Annotated in this window: 13 protein-coding genes and 1 pseudogene; 7 read left to right on the forward strand and 7 right to left on the reverse strand. The window is 73.5% G+C overall.

Going from position 1 to position 15,153, the window contains the following annotated elements:
- Positions 1-42: 42 nt before the first annotated feature.
- Entirely contained in the window at positions 43-1,494 is a 1,452-nt protein-coding gene (locus ACWC24_RS17820) for a hydrolase (protein WP_450663756.1), read from the forward strand.
- Between the two features lie 40 nt (positions 1,495-1,534).
- Here ACWC24_RS17820 and ACWC24_RS17825 read toward each other — a convergent pair.
- The 3 genes and pseudogenes from ACWC24_RS17825 to ACWC24_RS17835 all read right to left on the reverse strand — a co-directional run.
- Positions 1,535-2,152, reverse strand: a pseudogene (locus tag ACWC24_RS17825) (exo-beta-D-glucosaminidase); the annotation flags it as partial.
- A 506-nt stretch (positions 2,153-2,658) separates the two neighbouring features.
- Positions 2,659-3,099 (reverse strand): SPW repeat protein, encoded by a 441-nt coding sequence (locus ACWC24_RS17830; protein ID WP_450663757.1) that lies wholly within the window; start codon positions 3,097-3,099, stop codon positions 2,659-2,661.
- 222 nt (positions 3,100-3,321) lie between these two features.
- Positions 3,322-3,924 (reverse strand): sigma-70 family RNA polymerase sigma factor, encoded by a 603-nt coding sequence (locus tag ACWC24_RS17835; RefSeq protein WP_450663758.1) that lies wholly within the window; start codon positions 3,922-3,924, stop codon positions 3,322-3,324.
- Between the two features lie 181 nt (positions 3,925-4,105).
- Here ACWC24_RS17835 and ACWC24_RS17840 point away from each other — a divergent pair, with 181 nt between their 5' ends.
- On the forward strand, positions 4,106-5,134 hold the full coding sequence (locus tag ACWC24_RS17840; protein WP_450663835.1) for a MerR family transcriptional regulator: 1,029 nt from the start codon (positions 4,106-4,108) through the stop codon (positions 5,132-5,134).
- Between the two features lie 55 nt (positions 5,135-5,189).
- Here ACWC24_RS17840 and ACWC24_RS17845 read toward each other — a convergent pair whose 3' ends face one another.
- Both ACWC24_RS17845 and ACWC24_RS17850 read right to left on the reverse strand, forming a co-directional pair.
- On the reverse strand, positions 5,190-6,563 hold the full coding sequence (locus ACWC24_RS17845; protein ID WP_450663759.1) for a cryptochrome/photolyase family protein: 1,374 nt from the start codon (positions 6,561-6,563) through the stop codon (positions 5,190-5,192).
- 279 nt (positions 6,564-6,842) lie between these two features.
- Positions 6,843-8,372: an SDR family oxidoreductase gene (locus ACWC24_RS17850; protein WP_450663760.1), complete on the reverse strand. Its 1,530-nt coding sequence runs from the start codon at positions 8,370-8,372 to the stop codon at positions 6,843-6,845.
- Between the two features lie 113 nt (positions 8,373-8,485).
- Between ACWC24_RS17850 and ACWC24_RS17855 the strand changes: the two genes are divergently transcribed.
- The 3 genes from ACWC24_RS17855 to ACWC24_RS17865 all read left to right on the forward strand — a co-directional run bounded on the left by ACWC24_RS17855 (position 8,486) and on the right by ACWC24_RS17865 (position 11,787).
- On the forward strand, positions 8,486-8,998 hold the full coding sequence (locus tag ACWC24_RS17855; RefSeq protein ID WP_450663761.1) for a MarR family winged helix-turn-helix transcriptional regulator: 513 nt from the start codon (positions 8,486-8,488) through the stop codon (positions 8,996-8,998).
- A gap of 264 nt (positions 8,999-9,262) precedes the next feature.
- Positions 9,263-11,443, forward strand: coding sequence for an MMPL family transporter (locus tag ACWC24_RS17860; protein ID WP_450663762.1), 2,181 nt, complete (start codon positions 9,263-9,265; stop codon positions 11,441-11,443).
- A gap of 176 nt (positions 11,444-11,619) precedes the next feature.
- A complete protein-coding gene (locus tag ACWC24_RS17865) occupies positions 11,620-11,787 on the forward strand; it encodes a hypothetical protein (RefSeq protein WP_450663763.1) in 168 nt (55 codons plus the stop codon).
- A gap of 52 nt (positions 11,788-11,839) precedes the next feature.
- On the opposite strand, the gene ACWC24_RS17870 is transcribed toward ACWC24_RS17865, so the two are convergent.
- Positions 11,840-12,880 (reverse strand): acyl-CoA dehydrogenase family protein, encoded by a 1,041-nt coding sequence (locus ACWC24_RS17870; RefSeq protein WP_450663764.1) that lies wholly within the window; start codon positions 12,878-12,880, stop codon positions 11,840-11,842.
- 108 nt (positions 12,881-12,988) lie between these two features.
- On the opposite strand from ACWC24_RS17870, the gene ACWC24_RS17875 reads away from it, so the two are divergent.
- Together ACWC24_RS17875 and ACWC24_RS17880 are read left to right on the forward strand one after the other, a co-directional pair.
- Positions 12,989-13,339 (forward strand): YciI family protein, encoded by a 351-nt coding sequence (locus ACWC24_RS17875; RefSeq protein WP_450663765.1) that lies wholly within the window; start codon positions 12,989-12,991, stop codon positions 13,337-13,339.
- Positions 13,339-14,538, forward strand: coding sequence for an RNA polymerase sigma factor (locus tag ACWC24_RS17880; protein ID WP_450663766.1), 1,200 nt, complete (start codon positions 13,339-13,341; stop codon positions 14,536-14,538). The genes ACWC24_RS17875 and ACWC24_RS17880 overlap by 1 nt, the downstream gene beginning before the upstream one ends.
- A 36-nt stretch (positions 14,539-14,574) precedes the next feature.
- Here ACWC24_RS17880 and ACWC24_RS17885 read toward each other — a convergent pair whose 3' ends face one another.
- Entirely contained in the window at positions 14,575-15,033 is a 459-nt protein-coding gene (locus ACWC24_RS17885; RefSeq protein WP_450663767.1) for a pyridoxamine 5'-phosphate oxidase family protein, read from the reverse strand.
- Positions 15,034-15,153 lie beyond the last annotated feature (120 nt).

The raw sequence follows: 15,153 nt of genomic DNA on the forward strand, positions 1-15,153 counted from the left end.
CACGCACCCGCGATGTCCCCACCCCACACGGAGGTTTGACGGATGCTCGGATCACGAAGGTCCCGCCGCAGACTCACCACCGGCCTCGCCGGTTTCGCGCTGCTCGTCACCGCAGCCGCCCTTCAGGTCACCACCGAAGCGACACCGGCCCACGCGGCCACCACGCACCGCGTCCTGTTCGACAACGCCCACGCCGAGACGGCCGGGAACGCCGACTGGATCATCTCCACCAGCCAGCCCGACCCGCTCGGCCAGAACTCCAGCCCGACCTCCGAGAGTTCCTGGACCGGCGCGCTGTCGTCCTGGGGCGTCGCGCTCCAGAAGACCGGCAGCTACAGCCTGAAGACGCTGCCGTCCGGCTCCAGCCTCAGCTACGGCGGCTCCACGGCGACCGACCTGGCGAACTTCGACACGCTGGTCCTGCCCGAGCCCAACACGCTGTTCACGACCGCCGAGAAGACGGCGATCATGACCTTCGTGAAGAACGGCGGCGGCCTGTTCATCATCTCCGACCACACCGGATCCGACCGCAACAGCGACGGATACGACGCGGTGGAGATCTTCAACGACCTGATGACGAACAACAGCGTCGACTCCACCGACCCGTTCGGCTTCTCGATCGACTCGCTCGACGTCAGCTCCGACTACCCGACCGCGATCAGCGACAGCACCAACGCCGTCCTGAACGGCTCCTTCGGCAAGGTCTCCAAGAGCCTGATCGCCGACGGTACGACCGTCACCCTGAAGCCCACCGACAACTCCGCGGTCAAGGGCCTGGTCTACCGCACAGGTTACTCCGGCAACACCGGCGCGTTCTTCGCGACCAGCACCTTCGGCAGCGGCCGCGTCGCCTTCTGGGGCGACAGCTCGCCGGTCGACGACGGCACCGGTCAGTCCGGCAACACGCTCTACGACGGCTGGAACGACACCGGCGCCCAGAACGCCGCCCTGGCCCTCAACGCCACGGCCTGGCTGGCCGGCACGGGCACCAGCGGCGGGGGCGGCGGGGGCGGCACCACCTGCACCGCGAGCCAGCTGCTCGGCAACAACGGCTTCGAGTCCGGCGACACCGTCTGGACCGCCACCAGCGGCGTCATCACCAACTCCAGCAGCGAGGCCGCCCGCACCGGCTCGTACAAGGCCTGGCTCGACGGCTACGGCACCGCCACCACCGACACCCTGTCGCAGTCGGTGACCATCCCGTCCGGCTGCACCACCGCGGCCCTGAGCTTCTACACACACATCGACACGGCGGAGACGACCACCAGCACGGCCTACGACACCCTCAAGGTCCAGGTGCTCAACAGCTCCGGCACGGTCCTGAGCACCCTGGCCACGTACTCCAACCTCAACGCGGCGAGCGGCTACGTCCAGCGCAGCTTCAGCCTGGCGAGCTACGCGGGCCAGACCGTCACGCTGAAGTTCACCGGCACCGAAGGCTCCACCCTCCAGACGTCGTTCGTGATCGACGACACCGCGCTCAACGTCAGCTGAGGCTCGCCCCGCGGGCCCGGCCCCGGCCGGGCCCGCGGGATCAACCCGCCGGTACCGTCAGCTCCTTCGCGTTCCAGCCGGAGATCCGCACCCGGGGCGCACCGCCGTGCAGATCGGCCGTCCGGTAGGTGGCGGTCAGCGTCGTCGACTCGCCGGGCCAGAGGCCGACCTGGTTGTCCGACCAGCGCACCGGCAGCACCGGACGGCCCTTCGCGTCCACGAGATGGACGTCCGTGAGCAGCGACGGCGTCCGGCCGCCGCCGGTGCGGCGCACGGTCACCCTGGTCGTCGAGGTGCCGCCCGCGGACACCGTCGAGCCCGTCGCCGAGACCGGCACCCGCGCCATCGACGCCGGCCCCCTCAGATCGGCGTAGGCCGTCGTCGGCGTGTGGTACCAGTCGCTGTGCGCCCGGTCGAGCGTGTCGGCCTTCCTCGACAGCCAGTACACGTTCCGGCCGACTTCCCGGCCGGTCCGGTCGGTCAGCACCAGCCGTGCCAGGTACGTCGTCGACAGGCCGTTCACCGACGCGGGCAGCGTGAGCGCAGTGGCGCGCGCACCGTGGCCGCCGACCGCCACCCCGGTGACGGTCCGGTCGTAGCGCTGCGTGCCGTCGGGGTCGAACAGCGTGGCCCGCACGGTGAGTCCGGAGGCGGCGGCGGGACCGTGGGCGGCCCGGACCCGTCCGGCCGGTGGCGCGGGATGCCGGGCCTCGGCCCGCGAACCCGGGTCGAGCGACCAGGCCGGCCCCATGGCCAGGACGGAGGCGGCGAGACAGCTGCGGGTGGCGGGGCGAGGGAACACGGCGGTCTCCGGCCTCGTAAAGTAGCCTCATAAAGTTAGGAAACTTTACTAACTTCACTCAAGCTAGGACGCGAGGCGGACCGAGTCAATCACCGCGGCCCGGGTGTCCCAGGGCACGGCCCGGCTCTCCAGGGCGCAGTCCGGGCCGGGTTGTCGCGGCCCGGACTGCCGGGGGGTGCGACGCCAGGTCCGCGCCCGACGCGGAGCCGGCCGGAACCTGACCGGCCGTCCGACGGGCGTTCCGGCCACCGAGGGGCGTCCGGGCCGTCGACGGGTGCTCGTGGGCGGACACAGGCGGGCCGGCCCGCCTGATGCGGACCGGCCGGCCCGTCGACTCGCCTCCTGCGATAGTTGCGAGACTTTTATGGCTTGGGGAGGCTGCGTGCCGCCGTCACCGCGCACATCATGCCGAGAATGATGGCCAGCGCGCCGATGACGACGTTGTTCACCACGATTCCGGTGTCGGGGTTCGTGCCGACGATCCAGGGCGCGATGATCATCCATACGCCGAGAGCGCACATGGCCCAGCTCAGCCCGTACATCCGGGCCGGCGCGGCGGTGAATCCGAGGGCCAGCAGGCCGATGGCCACGCCCATGATCAGGTTGTGGGGCACGAGCGCCGGCTGGCTCAGCGTGTAGTGCAGTATCCACGGAGACACGGCGCAGTACAGGCCGAGCAGGAACACCGGCCCGTCCATGAGCACCACATCACGACCACCGAGCATGCGGGCGTAGCGTTCCCGCATTTCGGCGGCATCGGGGTGAGTGGATATGTCACCCCTGGTCGGTGAGACGTTGGCCATGACGCGTCTCCTTTGACTGACGGGCCGAACCGCTGGTGCGGTATGCGGTGAACGCCGCTTACACCCCATTCTGCTCTTATTTCCCTCTTATGTGTAGGGGGTGGCGAGATCGGGGTGTCGATCGATCTTCTGATCTGCTCGATGCATTGTTCGTGCATCGAAAAGGGTTTCGGTATGGGGTCGCCCGCCCGGCGCGTGGTCGCCCGCCTGTCCCGTGTCGCCTCAGGCGCACATGTCCTGCCCGAGGCAACTGCGCAGCCGGAGCAGCCCGCGGCGCGCGTGGCTCTTCACCGTGCCCAGGGGGAGGCCGGTGCGCTCGGCGATCTGGGCATGGGTCAGGTCCTCGTAGAAGGTCAGCCGCAGTACCCGCTGCTGGGGGGCCGGGAGCCGGGCCAGCTCGTGGTGGACGAGCACCCGGTCGAGGGCGGCCTCGGGCTGCTGCCGCGCCGCGGGCGCGAGCGCGGAGCCGGCCGTGGCGACGAGGTCGGCGCGGCGGGTCCGGGCGCCGAGCGCGTCGGCCACCTTGCGCCTGGTGATGCCGACGATCCACCCCGCCAGCGTGCCGCGCTCCGGCCGGTAGCCGAGGCGGCCGCGCCAGACCCCCAGGAACACCTGCTGTGCGACGTCCTCCGCCTCCTTGGCATCCCCCAGGGACCGCCGGGCGAGCGTGTGCACCAGCGCCGACCAGCGGTGACAGACGACGGTCAGGCAGGCCTCGTCGCCCGCCACCAGGCCGCGGGCCAGCTCCTCGTCGGAGTACGACTCCTCGGGCCGGGTCCACAGCGGTGCGGCGGGGGGCGGCGCGGTGCTCGGATCCGGACTCATGGCAGCGACTCCTCGCTTCGTACGGACCGGGCCGCGTCACCGTCGACGGGCACCGGTACCCACATCCTGTGAGCGGCGGAGCTGTCTGCTCAATGCGCATCGGTTGTGCATCGGTTGACCGTAGAGTCGACTCATGAGCGAGTCCGCGAGTGAGTCCCTGGACGAGACCCCGAGTGGGTCCATGGGTGAGTCCCCGAGCAAGGAATCGAACGACGGTGCGACCGTCGCGGGTCTGACCACCGGTGCGGTGGCCCGCCGACTGGGGGTGTCGCCCACCACGCTGCGCTCCTGGGACCGCAGATACGGCATCGGTCCGGCGGCCCGCTCCGACGGACGCCACCGGCGCTGGACCCGGCAGGACGTGGCGACGCTGGAGACGATGTGCCGGCTGACGTCCGCCGGGGTGCCGCCCGCGGAGGCGGCCCGCGCCGCGCAGGGCGAGGCGGCCGGTACGGCGTCCCGGGCCGCCGCCCCGGCCGTGCCCGCCGCGCGGACCGTGCCCGCCGCGACCGGGTCGCTGCCCCTCGGCGACGTGCGCCAGGAGTGCCGGGGCCTCGCCCGCGCCGCCGTCCGGCTCGACGCCCCCGCGGTTCAGGAGCAGCTCGCCCGCGCCGTCGAGGAGCACGGGCTGACGGTCGCCTGGCAGGAGGTGATGGTGCCGACGCTGCACGCGGTGGGACGCAAGTGGGCCTCGTCGGGAGACCGGTACGTCGAGGTCGAGCACCTGCTGTCCTGGCATGTCTCCGGCACCCTGCACCGGCACACCCGGCCCACCGGCCGGCCCTTGGACGTCGACCCCGGCGCGCCGGGACCGGTGGTGCTCGCCTGCGTCCCCGGCGAACAGCACACCCTCCCGCTGGAGGCGCTCAACGCCGGACTGGGCGAACTCGGCGTGCCCACCCGGATGTTCGGGGCGGCCGTACCCGCCGAGGCGCTGCTCGCCGCGGTCGGCCGGCTGGGGCCCGCGGCCGTGGTCCTGTGGGCCCAGGCGCGGTCCTCCGCGAGCCTGCCGCTGGCCCAGCACGTCGCCGCCGCGCAATGGGGCGTGAAGGGCGCCCGCAGACAGCCCCTGATGATGCTCGCCGGCCCCGGCTGGCTCGGCCGGGCCACCCACAAGATGGCGAGGCCCAACACCCTGAAGGACGCGCTGGACATACTGGCCGGCCTGTACGCCGGGTCCGGTGAGCTCGGCGGGTTCGGCGGCCGGTGAGCTCGGCGGCCGATGAGCCCGCAGGGCCCGGCGGACGCGTCGGGCGGCCGCGCACTCAGTCGCGTCCGCGGGCCTCCCGGAAGCGGGCGAGTCCCTCGGCGAGGTCGACGATCGGCTCCGGGTAGTCCGGCGCCGCGCGCTCCGGCCCCCGGAGTTTCCACGGCTCGTGCACCGACGGCCCCTCGATTCCCGCCAGTTCGGGCACCCACCGGCGTACGTAGTCCCCGTCGGGATCGTGCCGCTTGGCCTGGGTGACGGGATTGAGCACCCGGTTGGGACGGCTGTCGGTGCCGGTCCCCGCCATCCACTGCCAGTTGAGCTGGTTGTTGGCGACATCGCCGTCGACCAGCAGGTCCAGGAAGTGCCGGGCACCGACCCGCCAGTCGACGTAGAGCGTCTTGGTGAGGAAACTCGCCGTCAGCAGTCGGCAGCGGTTGTGCATCCAGCCCTCGTACCGGAGTTGGCGCATCCCCGCGTCGACCACCGGATAGCCGGTGCGGCCCTCCCGCCACGCCGCCACGTCCTCCCGCGCCGTCCGCTCGGACCGCCAGCGGTCCCGCTTGGTGCGGTAGTCGGCGGTGGCGGCGGCCGGGCGCGCGGCGAGCACCTGGCGGTGGAAGTCGCGCCACGCGAGCTGTCGTACGAACGCCTCGGCGCCGGGACCGCCCGCGCGGCGCGCCCGGTTGACGACCTCCACGGGGGAGAGGGTGCCGAAGTGCAGGTGCGGGGAGAGCCGGGACGTCGCGTCGCCGCCGAGGTCGTCCTGGCCGGCCTCGTAGGCGTCGACGCCGCGGCGGAGCCAGGCGGTGAGCCGCTCCCGGCCCGCCGTCTCGCCGCCCTCGGCCAGGCCCTCCGACACCGCGGTGAGTTCCTTCCGGGAGGGCAGTTCGTCGGAACCGACGCCGTCCGGGACCCGTACGGCGCGCGGCGCGCGGAGAGTGTCGCGCAACGCCTGCTGCGACCACTGCCGGAAGTAGGGGGTGAAGACGGCGAAGTGGTCCGAGGAGGCAGGCGTCACGGCACCCGGCGGGACGGCCGTGCTCACCGTGTCGTGCACGTGCAGCCGTACGCCCTGGGCCTCCAGCGCGGCCCGCAGCCGTTCCTCCCGCCGTTGCGCGAATGCGCTGACGTCGGCCGCCATGTGCACCTCGTCGGCGTCCGACTCGGCCGCCGCCCGGCAGACCTGCTCGACGACGTCGCCGTGGCGCAGGACGAGCCGTCCGCCGCGCTCGCGCAGCCCCGCGTCCAGGTCCCGGAGGCAGTCCGCGAGGAACGCCAGCCGGTTGGCGGCGGCGAACCCGGCGCCGTCCACGGCCGGATCGCGGACGAAGAGCGGTACGACCTGCCGGGCGCCGTCGAGGGCGGCGCGCAGCGGCGGATGGTCGTGCAGACGGAGGTCGCAGGTGAACAGGACGACCGAGACGTTCATGAGGCATGCTCCGGAGAAGATTTGGGGGCCGCGGAAGTGCTTCCGGCCCGGGACGTCCGGTGGATGCGGGTGTTCTCGAGCCGGGGCGGCGCGGTGGACGCGGGTGGCCTTGAGCGCGGGTGGCGGGGCGGTCGCGGGTGGTTCCGGGCCCGGGGGGCGCGGGGGTCGCGGGTGGTTCCGGGCGCGGGTGGCGCGGGGGTCGCGGGTGGTTCCGGGCCCGGGTGGCGCGGGGGTCGCGGATGGCCCCGGGTGCGGGCGGCGGCGCGGGGGTCGCGGTCGTCAGCCCAGGGGTGTGCGGTCCGTGCCGTGGCCGACCGGGCTCGCCTCTGCGGCGCGGGCGATGTTGCGGGCCATCCCGCCGAACACGACGGCGTGGAAGGGGGAGACGCTCCACCAGTAGGCCTGGCCGAGCAGCCCGCGCGGATGGAACAGGGCACGCTGGCGGTACCGGGTGCGGCCGTCGCCGTCCGCGTCCACGTACATCTCCAGCCAGGCCAGACCCGGCAGCCGCATCTCGGCGCGCAGCCGCAGCAGCCGTCCGGGCTGGATCTCCTCGACCCGCCAGAAGTCCAGCGAGTCGCCGACCCGCAGCCGTGCCGCGTCCCGGCGGCCGCGGCGCAGCCCGACCCCGCCGGCCAGCCGGTCCAGCCAGCCGCGCACGGCCCAGGCCAGCGGGAAGGAGTACCAGCCGTTCTCGCCCCCGATGCCCTCGATCACCCGCCACAGCGCCGCGCACGACGCCTCGACCGGCTGCTCGCGCTCGTCGGTGTAGAGGCTGCCGCCCGCCCAGTCCGGGTCGGTGGGCAGCGGGTCGCTCGGGGCGCCGGGCACGGACGCGGACGACCACCGGGTCGTCACCTTCGCCTCGCGCACCCGGCGCAGCGCGAGCCGGACCGCCTCGTCGAAGCCGATCGGATGCCCGGGCGGGTCGGGGACGTACCGGACGATGTCGTGCTCGTGGCAGACGACCTCGTGCCGCAGCGACTCGGTCAGCGGCCGGGCGATCGCCGCGGGCACCGGCGTGACCAGGCCGACCCAGTGGCTGGACAGGCCCGGGGAGAGCATCGGCACGGAGACGATGAGACGGCGCGGCAGGTGTGCGACGGCGGCGTAGCGCACCATCATCTCCCGGTACGTCAGGACGTCCGGCCCCCCGATGTCGAAGGCGCGGCCCACGTCCGCGGGCATCCGGGCGCTGCCGACCAGGACGCGCAGCACGTCCCGCACCGCCACCGGCTGGATCCGGGTGTGCACCCAGCTGGGGGTGACCATCACCGGGAGGCGTTCGGTGAGGTAGCGCAGCATCTCGAAGGAGGCCGACCCGGAGCCGAGGATGACGGCCGCCCGCAGCACGGTCGTCGGCACCCCCGAGGCGAGCAGGATGCGGCCGACCTCCACCCGCGACCGCAGATGCGGCGAGAGCTCGTGCTCGGGGACCTGCGCGGGGGCCAGGGCGCCGAGGAAGACGATCCGCCGGACGCCCGCGGCCCTGGCCTGCTCGCCGAAGACCCGGGCGGCCTCCCGGTCCGTCCGTTCGAAGTCCTTGCCGCTGCCCAGGGCGTGCACCAGGTAGTAGGCGACGTCGATGTCCCGCAGGGCGGCGGCGACGGACGCGGCGTCGGTGACGTCGCCGCGCACCACCTCCGCCTCGTCCACCCACGGATGGTCGCGCAGCCGCTCGGGGGAGCGGGCCAGACAACGCACCCGGTGGCCCGCGTCGAGCAGTTCCGGGACGAGCCGGCCGCCGATGTAGCCGGTGGCACCGGTCACCAGGCAGCGCAGCCCGGCTCCGGGGTCGTCTGCGTTCATGTGCATGCGGTCCTTCGCGTCGCGGCCCCCCGATCGGGATCGATCCCTCTCGCATCACTTCCCCGCGCCGGACCCCTCCGGATGCGGCGTTCGGGTTTCTATACGCTGGCCGTGTGGCCACAGCGAACGACCGGGAGCAGCGCGCGCGGGGACAGCGGTCCCCCGACGACGCGATGCCGAGCGACCTGCCCGCCTTCGGCGTCCAGCTGCGCCGGATGAACGGTGAGATCAACCGTCTGATGCAGGGGTTCGCGGGGGAGCAGGGACTGCACCCGACGGACGTCCAGGCGCTCGCGGCCATCCTCGACTCCGACGGACCGATGACCCCGAAGCGGCTGCGCGAGCACCTCGGGCTCACCTCGGGAGCGGTGACCGCGTGCGTGGACCGGCTGGAGCGCGCGGGACACATCCGCCGTGTCCGGGAGAGCGCCGACCGCCGGGTGGTCCACCTGCACTACGCGGCCGGCGCCCTGCCGGCGGCCCGCACCTACTTCCGTCCGCTGGCGGACGCCACCGCGGCCGCCCGGTCCCGCTTCACCGAGGACGAGCTGGCCCTGGTCCTGCGCTTCCTGACGGCCATGAACGAGGAACTCGCCGGGATCACGGATCCCCATTCCGGACACTGACGGGCGGCTCGCGCGTCAGCACATCCGGACATCCGGCGCCATCGTGTGCCTGTGTGCCTGTGTGCCTGTGTGCCCATATGGCCATGTGCTCGTGTGCCCGTATGTTCGAAAGTCTGTGTGTCCGTGCATCCGCGGGCCGGTGGGCGACCGAAGGGGGGGTGTCGTCTACGATCGTCGCCGGTCGATATATCTCAATCATCAAGATTGTTTTTCATTAAGATTATCTACCGTCGAGACACCTCTTCCCTCGGAGCACGGAGAACCATGTCCACCACTCCACGACGGGCGCGCAGACTCGTCCGGCTCGTCCCACTGGTCCTGATCGCCGTGTGGCTCGGCGTCGGCGGTCTGCTCGGCCCCTACGCCGGGCGACTGGGCGAGGTCGCGACGAACGACCGCGCCGCGTTCCTGCCGCGCAGCGCCGAGTCGACCGAGGTCGTAGCCGAACAGCGGGCCTTCCGGCAGGACGAGACGCTGCCGGCGATCGTCCTGTGGACCGCCCCCGCCGACGCCGCTCCGGGTGCCCGGATCACCGACAGCCGCGCGGCGGCCGACCGTGCGCTGGCCGCGCTCCCCGGCACGCCCGGCGTCGTGGGCAGGGTGTCGCCCGCGATCCCCTCCGCGGACGGCGCGGCCCTGGAAGCCGTCGTCCAACTGCGGCCCGACCTGGGAGCCGCACTCCCCGACACCCTCGACCGGATCCGGTCCGCCGCGGCACACGTGCCCGGCACCACGGTCCAACTGGCCGGGCCCGCCGCCGGCCAGGCCGACCTGGCCGACGCGTTCTCCGGGATCGACGGACTGCTCCTGGTCGTGGCCCTGGTCACCGTCCTGGTGATCCTGCTGCTGGTCTACCGCAGCCTGCTGCTGCCGCTGATCGTCATCCTCGGCGCGGTCTTCGCGCTGGGGCTCGCCTGCGCGGTGGTGTACGTCCTCGCCGACCACGACGTGGTCCGCGTCGACGGACAGATCCAGGGCATCCTCTCCATCCTCGTGATCGGGGCCGCCACCGACTACGCCCTGCTCGTGACCGCCCGCTTCCGCGAGGAACTCGCCCTGGGCAAGGACCGGTCCACGGCCGTACGGGCCGCGCTGCGGCAGTCCTGGGGCGCCGTCGTCGCCAGCGCGGCCACCGTGGCCCTCGCGCTGCTCGCCCTGCTGTTCAGCGACCTCACCAACAACCGGGCGCTCGGACCGGTCGGCGCCATCGGCATCTGCTGCGCCGCGCTCAGTGCCCTGACGTTCCTGCCCGCGGCCCTCGTCCTGCTGGGCCGTGCAGCCTACTGGCCCGCGAAGCCGCGGCCCGCCCGGGGCCCCGGGGCCGGGGCGGGAGTGTGGCACCGGGTCGCGCAGCTGGTCGACCGGGCGCCCCGCAAGGTCTGGGCGGTCTCCCTCGTCGGGCTGCTGGCGTGCGCCGCGTTCGCCCCGACCCTCAGCGCCCGAGGCGTCCCCCAGAACGAGATCTTCGTCAACGACGTCCCCTCCGTCGCCGCCCAGAAGTCCCTCGGCGAACACTTTCCCGGCGGTTCCGGCAACCCGACGGTGGTCGTCGCCGACGCCCCGGCGCTGGACCGGGTGGTCGCGGCGGCCGAGGACACCGAGGGTGTCGACTCCGCCGCCGGTGTGGCGAGCTTGGGCCGCCCCGGCGGCAAGGCCCTGGTCGTCGACGGACGGGTGCTCGTCGACGTCACCCTCACCTCCGCCGCGGACAGCGACGAGGCCAAGCGGACCGTCGCGCGGCTGCGCACCACCCTGCACGCGGTCCCCGGCGCGCACGCCGTCGTCGGCGGCTACACCGCCCAGCAGTACGACACCCTGCGCACCGCCGAGCGCGACCGGGGCCTCATCGTCCCCGTGGTCCTCGTCATCATCTTCGTCATCCTGACGGTGCTGCTGCGCTCGCTGCTGATGCCGGCGCTGCTCGTGGCCACCGTGGCGCTCAACTTCCTGGCCACACTGGGTGTCTCGGCCCTCGTCTTCCGCCATGTGTTCGGCTTCTCCGGCACGGAGGCGTCGGTCCCGCTGTACGGGTTCGTGTTCCTGGTCGCCCTGGGCGTCGACTACAACATCTTCCTGATGTCCCGGGTCCGGGAGGAGTCGATGCGGCACGGAGTGCGCCAGGGCGTGCTGCGCGGCCTGGTCAGCACCGGCGGGGTCATCACCTCCGCGGGCGTGGTGCTCGCCGCGACCTTCGCCGCCCTCGGGGTCATCCCGCTCGCCTTCCTGGTGCAGATCGCCTTCATCGTCGCCTTCGGCGTCCTGCTCGACACCCTCGTGGTGCGCTCGCTCCTGGTCCCCGCCCTGGTGCTGGACATCGGGGCCAGGGCGTGGTGGCCGGGACGGCTGAGCCGGACTCCCGCCGCGGACGACGGGCAGGCCGCGGACGGCGGACCGCTCGACCCGGCGGACCCCGCGCCGAAGTCGCAGGAGCACGCGCCGCGCTGACGGCCCGGTACGAGCCCCCTTCCCCGGCCCGGTACGAGCCCCCTTCCCCGGCCCGGTACGAGCCCCCTTCCCCGGCCCGGTACGGGACCCGCCCCCGGTCGGCGCACATGGTCGCGCCGATCGGGGGCAGGCGGTCCTTACGGTTCTCACGGTCGAATTCGGAGGTGTCCGCCGCCATGGTCGCGAAGGTGTTGCAGCGCTTTCCCGCGGGAGCCCCGCGAGGCTCCTGGCCCGCGGAGGAGTACGCGGCGGCCCGCCGCGCACAGGGCGAGCCCGCCACCGTGGTCATGGATCTGAAGTCGGACGCCTTCCTCGTCGTGGTCCCCGGCCACGACGACGACTGACCGGTACGGCGGACGGGCGTGTCGGCCGGCGTACGCGGTGCCCGGCCGCCGTTCAGCCGGCGCCGTCCACCAGCGTGCGCAGATGCGCCTGACGGGACCGCTCCGTCTGGCCCTGGACCAGCAGGAACAGCCCTTCCCTGGCGAGGCGTTGAGCACGGCTGGTCAGGGCCATCGCGCGTCCGCCGCCCGCCACCACCGCGGCCGTGGTGGCCGCCCGCAGCACCTCCGACGCCCGCGCCCTGAGGACCAGCCGCTCCTCCAGCCGTTCGTGCGGCGCCGGGAGGTCGGCGAGGCCGTAGGCCAGGCGCCGCACCTCGTCGAGCCGGTCGCGCAGCGGCCCGGCGACGTCGTCGTCCAGCAGCTCGAGCGCGGCCCGCGCGACCCCGAACACCCCCGGTGAGGCGTTCGCCGACCTCACCCGGTCCGCCGCGGCCCACCGGTCGTACGGCGTCCGCGACGCCACCGCGTCCTCGGCCAGCCACAGTCCGTCCAGCTCCAGCGACACCGTGCGCGCGGCGGTCAGCGCCGCCAGGCGCATCGGCCGCGACGCCCGGAGCCCCGGCTGCTCCCGCGCCTCGGTGAAGGCGAACAGCGCCTCGCCGGCCTCGGTCACCCCGGCCAGCAGCAGTACGTCGTTCAGCCCCCACCCGGTGTACCAGGGCACCGTTCCGTCGAACCGCCACCCACCCCGTTCCCGGGTGACCCGCACGGGCGTGCGCGGGTACGCGCGCAGGTGCGCGTACGCCACCCCGGACAGCAGCTCCCCGCGCGCCAGCGGACCCAACAGGCGCTCGCGCACCGGCAGTTCGCTCCTGGCCAGGGTCAGCACCGGCGTGTGGTGCTGGGTCTGCACGAACCACGTCGAACAGCACGCCCCGGCCAGGATCTCCGCCGTCTCCCGGGCCACCGCGCCGGGCGCCGACGAGCCGCCGTACTCCGTCGGAGCGCTCACCCCCAGCAGCCCCGACCGCTTGACGGCCTCGATGTGGCTCGCGGGCACGCCCTCCTGGTCGACGCGCTCGGCGTGCGGGGCGAGGACGTCGTCCGCGAGGAGACGGGCGCGGGTGACGAGCGGATGCGATGCGACGGTCATGCCGAGATTCTTCCGGTGTCCCGGCGCGGGATGTCGATCCGGCGGCCCGCCGTTCGTGTAGGAGGTGGGGAAACGCCCGGACCGACCCACGACGCCAAGGAGTCCGTCATGAAGTACTACCTGCTCAGCGTGATCACACCGACCGACGGGGAGCCGCCCTCGCCCGAGGGGATGGCGCGGATCCGGCGCAACCTGGAGACGTTCCACCAGGAGCTGCGTGAGGCGGACGCCTGGGTCTTCGCGGGCGGACTGCACGGCACGGAGACCGCCACCGTCCTGCGCCCCCGGGGCGACGAGGTCCTGGTCACCGACGGGCCGTACGCCGAGGGCAAGGAGTATCTGGGCGGCATCTGCCTGATCAAGGCCCCCGACCTGGACGCGGCCCTGCACTGGGGCCGTCGGGCGACCTGGGCCACCACACTCCCCATCGAGGTGCGCCCGTTCATGGGCGAGGCCTGATGCCATCCGACGTCGAGGCGGTCTTCCGCGCGGAGTACGGCCGCGCGGTCGCCGTCCTCGTCCGCTTCCTCGGTGACATCGACCTCGCCGAGGAGGCCGTCCAGGACGCGTTCACCACGGCCGTGCGCAGCTGGCCGGAGACGGGGGTGCCGCCGAGCCCCGCGGGCTGGATCATCACCACCGCGCGCAACCGGGCCGTCGACCGGGTGCGCCGCGAGTCCACCCGGGACGCCCGGCAGGCCGAGGCCGCCCGGCTGTACGCCGCCGATCCGCCTTCCGAGGAGGGACCCGTGCGCGACGACCGGCTCCGGCTGATCTTCACCTGCTGCCATCCCGCGCTCGCTCCCCGCGTCCAGGTGGCCCTGACCCTGCGTCTGCTCGGCGGACTCACCACCGCGCAGATCGCCCGCGCCTTCCTCGTGCCCGAGCCGACGATGGCCCAGCGCCTGGTCCGCGCCAAGGCCAAGATCCGCGACGCCCGGATCCCGTACCGCGTGCCCCGTGACGCGGACCTCCCGGACCGGCTCAAGGGCGTGCTGGCCGTGGTCTACCTGATCTTCAACGAGGGATACACCGGAGATCCCGGGCTGTGCGCCGAAGCCGTCCGTCTCGGCCGTCTCCTGGCGGAACTGATGCCGGACGAGCCCGAGGTCACCGGCCTGCTGGCGCTGATGCTGCTGATCGAGTCCCGCCGTCCGGCCCGGTTCGACGCGGGCGGCGCCCCGGTCCTGCTGCCCGAGCAGGACCGGGCCCGGTGGGACGCCGGGCTGATCGCCGAGGGACAGGACCTGGTACGCCGCTGCCTGCGCCGCGACCGTCCCGGCCTGTACCAGGTCCAGGCCGCCGTCCAGGCCGTGCACAGCGACGCGCCGACCGTCGAGGCCACCGACTGGGGACAGATCCTGCGCCTCTACGACCTGCTCGCGGCCCTCGCACCCGGCCCGGTCGTCGCCCTGAACCGGGCCGTCGCCGTCGCCGAGGTCCACGGCCCGGGACCCGCCCTGGAGCTGCTGGACGGCCTCGGCCTCGACGGCTACCACGTCTTCCACGCGGTCCGCGCCGACCTGCTGCGCCGCCTGGGCCGGACCGCCGAGGCGGTCCAGGCGTACGAGGCGGCGATCGCGCTCACCGACAGCGCGGCGGAGCGCGCCCACCTCGAACGCAGGCGCGGCGGGCCGACGGGCGCACGGAACCGCTGAGCACCGGTCGAGGGGGCGGCCGACCGGGCCGGGTGATCAGGCGGCCCAGACGCCGTCCCGCATGAGATGCCGGCCGGGCAGCTCGGACACCCCGCGCCAGGCCTGCACCGCGCGCGGACGCACCCGGAAGTAGGCGTACACCGCGGAGTCCGTGCGAGGGTCCCACCCGGTCTTCGTCCGGAACGCGTCCGCCGCCGTCCGCGGCACGTCCGCCGCGGCGAACGTCTCCACGTCACCGTCCACGAGGACGACGTCCTCGGTGTCCCCGAACGCCAGCCGGGCCCGCCGGCCGTGGCGCAGATTGCGGCCGGTCGGGTTGGCCGGTCTGGTGGACAGCCACAGCGCCTCGCCGTCCCAGACGAACCACAGGGCCACCAGACACGGCAGCCCGTCGGCGTCCGCGGTGGCGACCCAGACGTCCCGCTCCCGCTCCAGCCGGTCCCGTACGTCGTGCTTGCGCTGTTCGAGGGTGCGAGGTGCGCCGGTGATCATCATGGTGGGGACGCTAGCGGGCGACCTCCTCGCCGTGCCTCGGGCCGGAGGCGGATCGTCTCCCGGCCCGCGGACCTACGCCGGGCCGGACGAGCCGGGCCGGGTGACTGGCGTGCACGGAGT

This window comes from Streptomyces sp. NPDC001443, from assembly GCF_053597355.1.

Bases quoted from the DNA above. Each gene is read 5' to 3' on its own strand.
- ACWC24_RS17820 (WP_450663756.1), top strand. From the start codon at position 43: ATGCTCGGATCACGAAGGTCCCGCCGCAGACTCACCACCGGCCTCGCC.
- ACWC24_RS17830 (WP_450663757.1), bottom strand. From the start codon at position 3,099: ATGGCCAACGTCTCACCGACCAGGGGTGACATATCCACTCACCCCGAT.
- ACWC24_RS17835 (WP_450663758.1), bottom strand. From the start codon at position 3,924: ATGAGTCCGGATCCGAGCACCGCGCCGCCCCCCGCCGCACCGCTGTGG.
- ACWC24_RS17840 (WP_450663835.1), top strand. From the start codon at position 4,106: ATGGGTGAGTCCCCGAGCAAGGAATCGAACGACGGTGCGACCGTCGCG.
- ACWC24_RS17845 (WP_450663759.1), bottom strand. From the start codon at position 6,563: ATGAACGTCTCGGTCGTCCTGTTCACCTGCGACCTCCGTCTGCACGAC.
- ACWC24_RS17850 (WP_450663760.1), bottom strand. From the start codon at position 8,372: ATGAACGCAGACGACCCCGGAGCCGGGCTGCGCTGCCTGGTGACCGGT.
- ACWC24_RS17860 (WP_450663762.1), top strand. From the start codon at position 9,263: ATGTCCACCACTCCACGACGGGCGCGCAGACTCGTCCGGCTCGTCCCA.
- ACWC24_RS17865 (WP_450663763.1), top strand. From the start codon at position 11,620: ATGGTCGCGAAGGTGTTGCAGCGCTTTCCCGCGGGAGCCCCGCGAGGC.
- ACWC24_RS17870 (WP_450663764.1), bottom strand. From the start codon at position 12,880: ATGACCGTCGCATCGCATCCGCTCGTCACCCGCGCCCGTCTCCTCGCG.
- ACWC24_RS17875 (WP_450663765.1), top strand. From the start codon at position 12,989: ATGAAGTACTACCTGCTCAGCGTGATCACACCGACCGACGGGGAGCCG.
- ACWC24_RS17880 (WP_450663766.1), top strand. From the start codon at position 13,339: ATGCCATCCGACGTCGAGGCGGTCTTCCGCGCGGAGTACGGCCGCGCG.
- ACWC24_RS17885 (WP_450663767.1), bottom strand. From the start codon at position 15,033: ATGATGATCACCGGCGCACCTCGCACCCTCGAACAGCGCAAGCACGAC.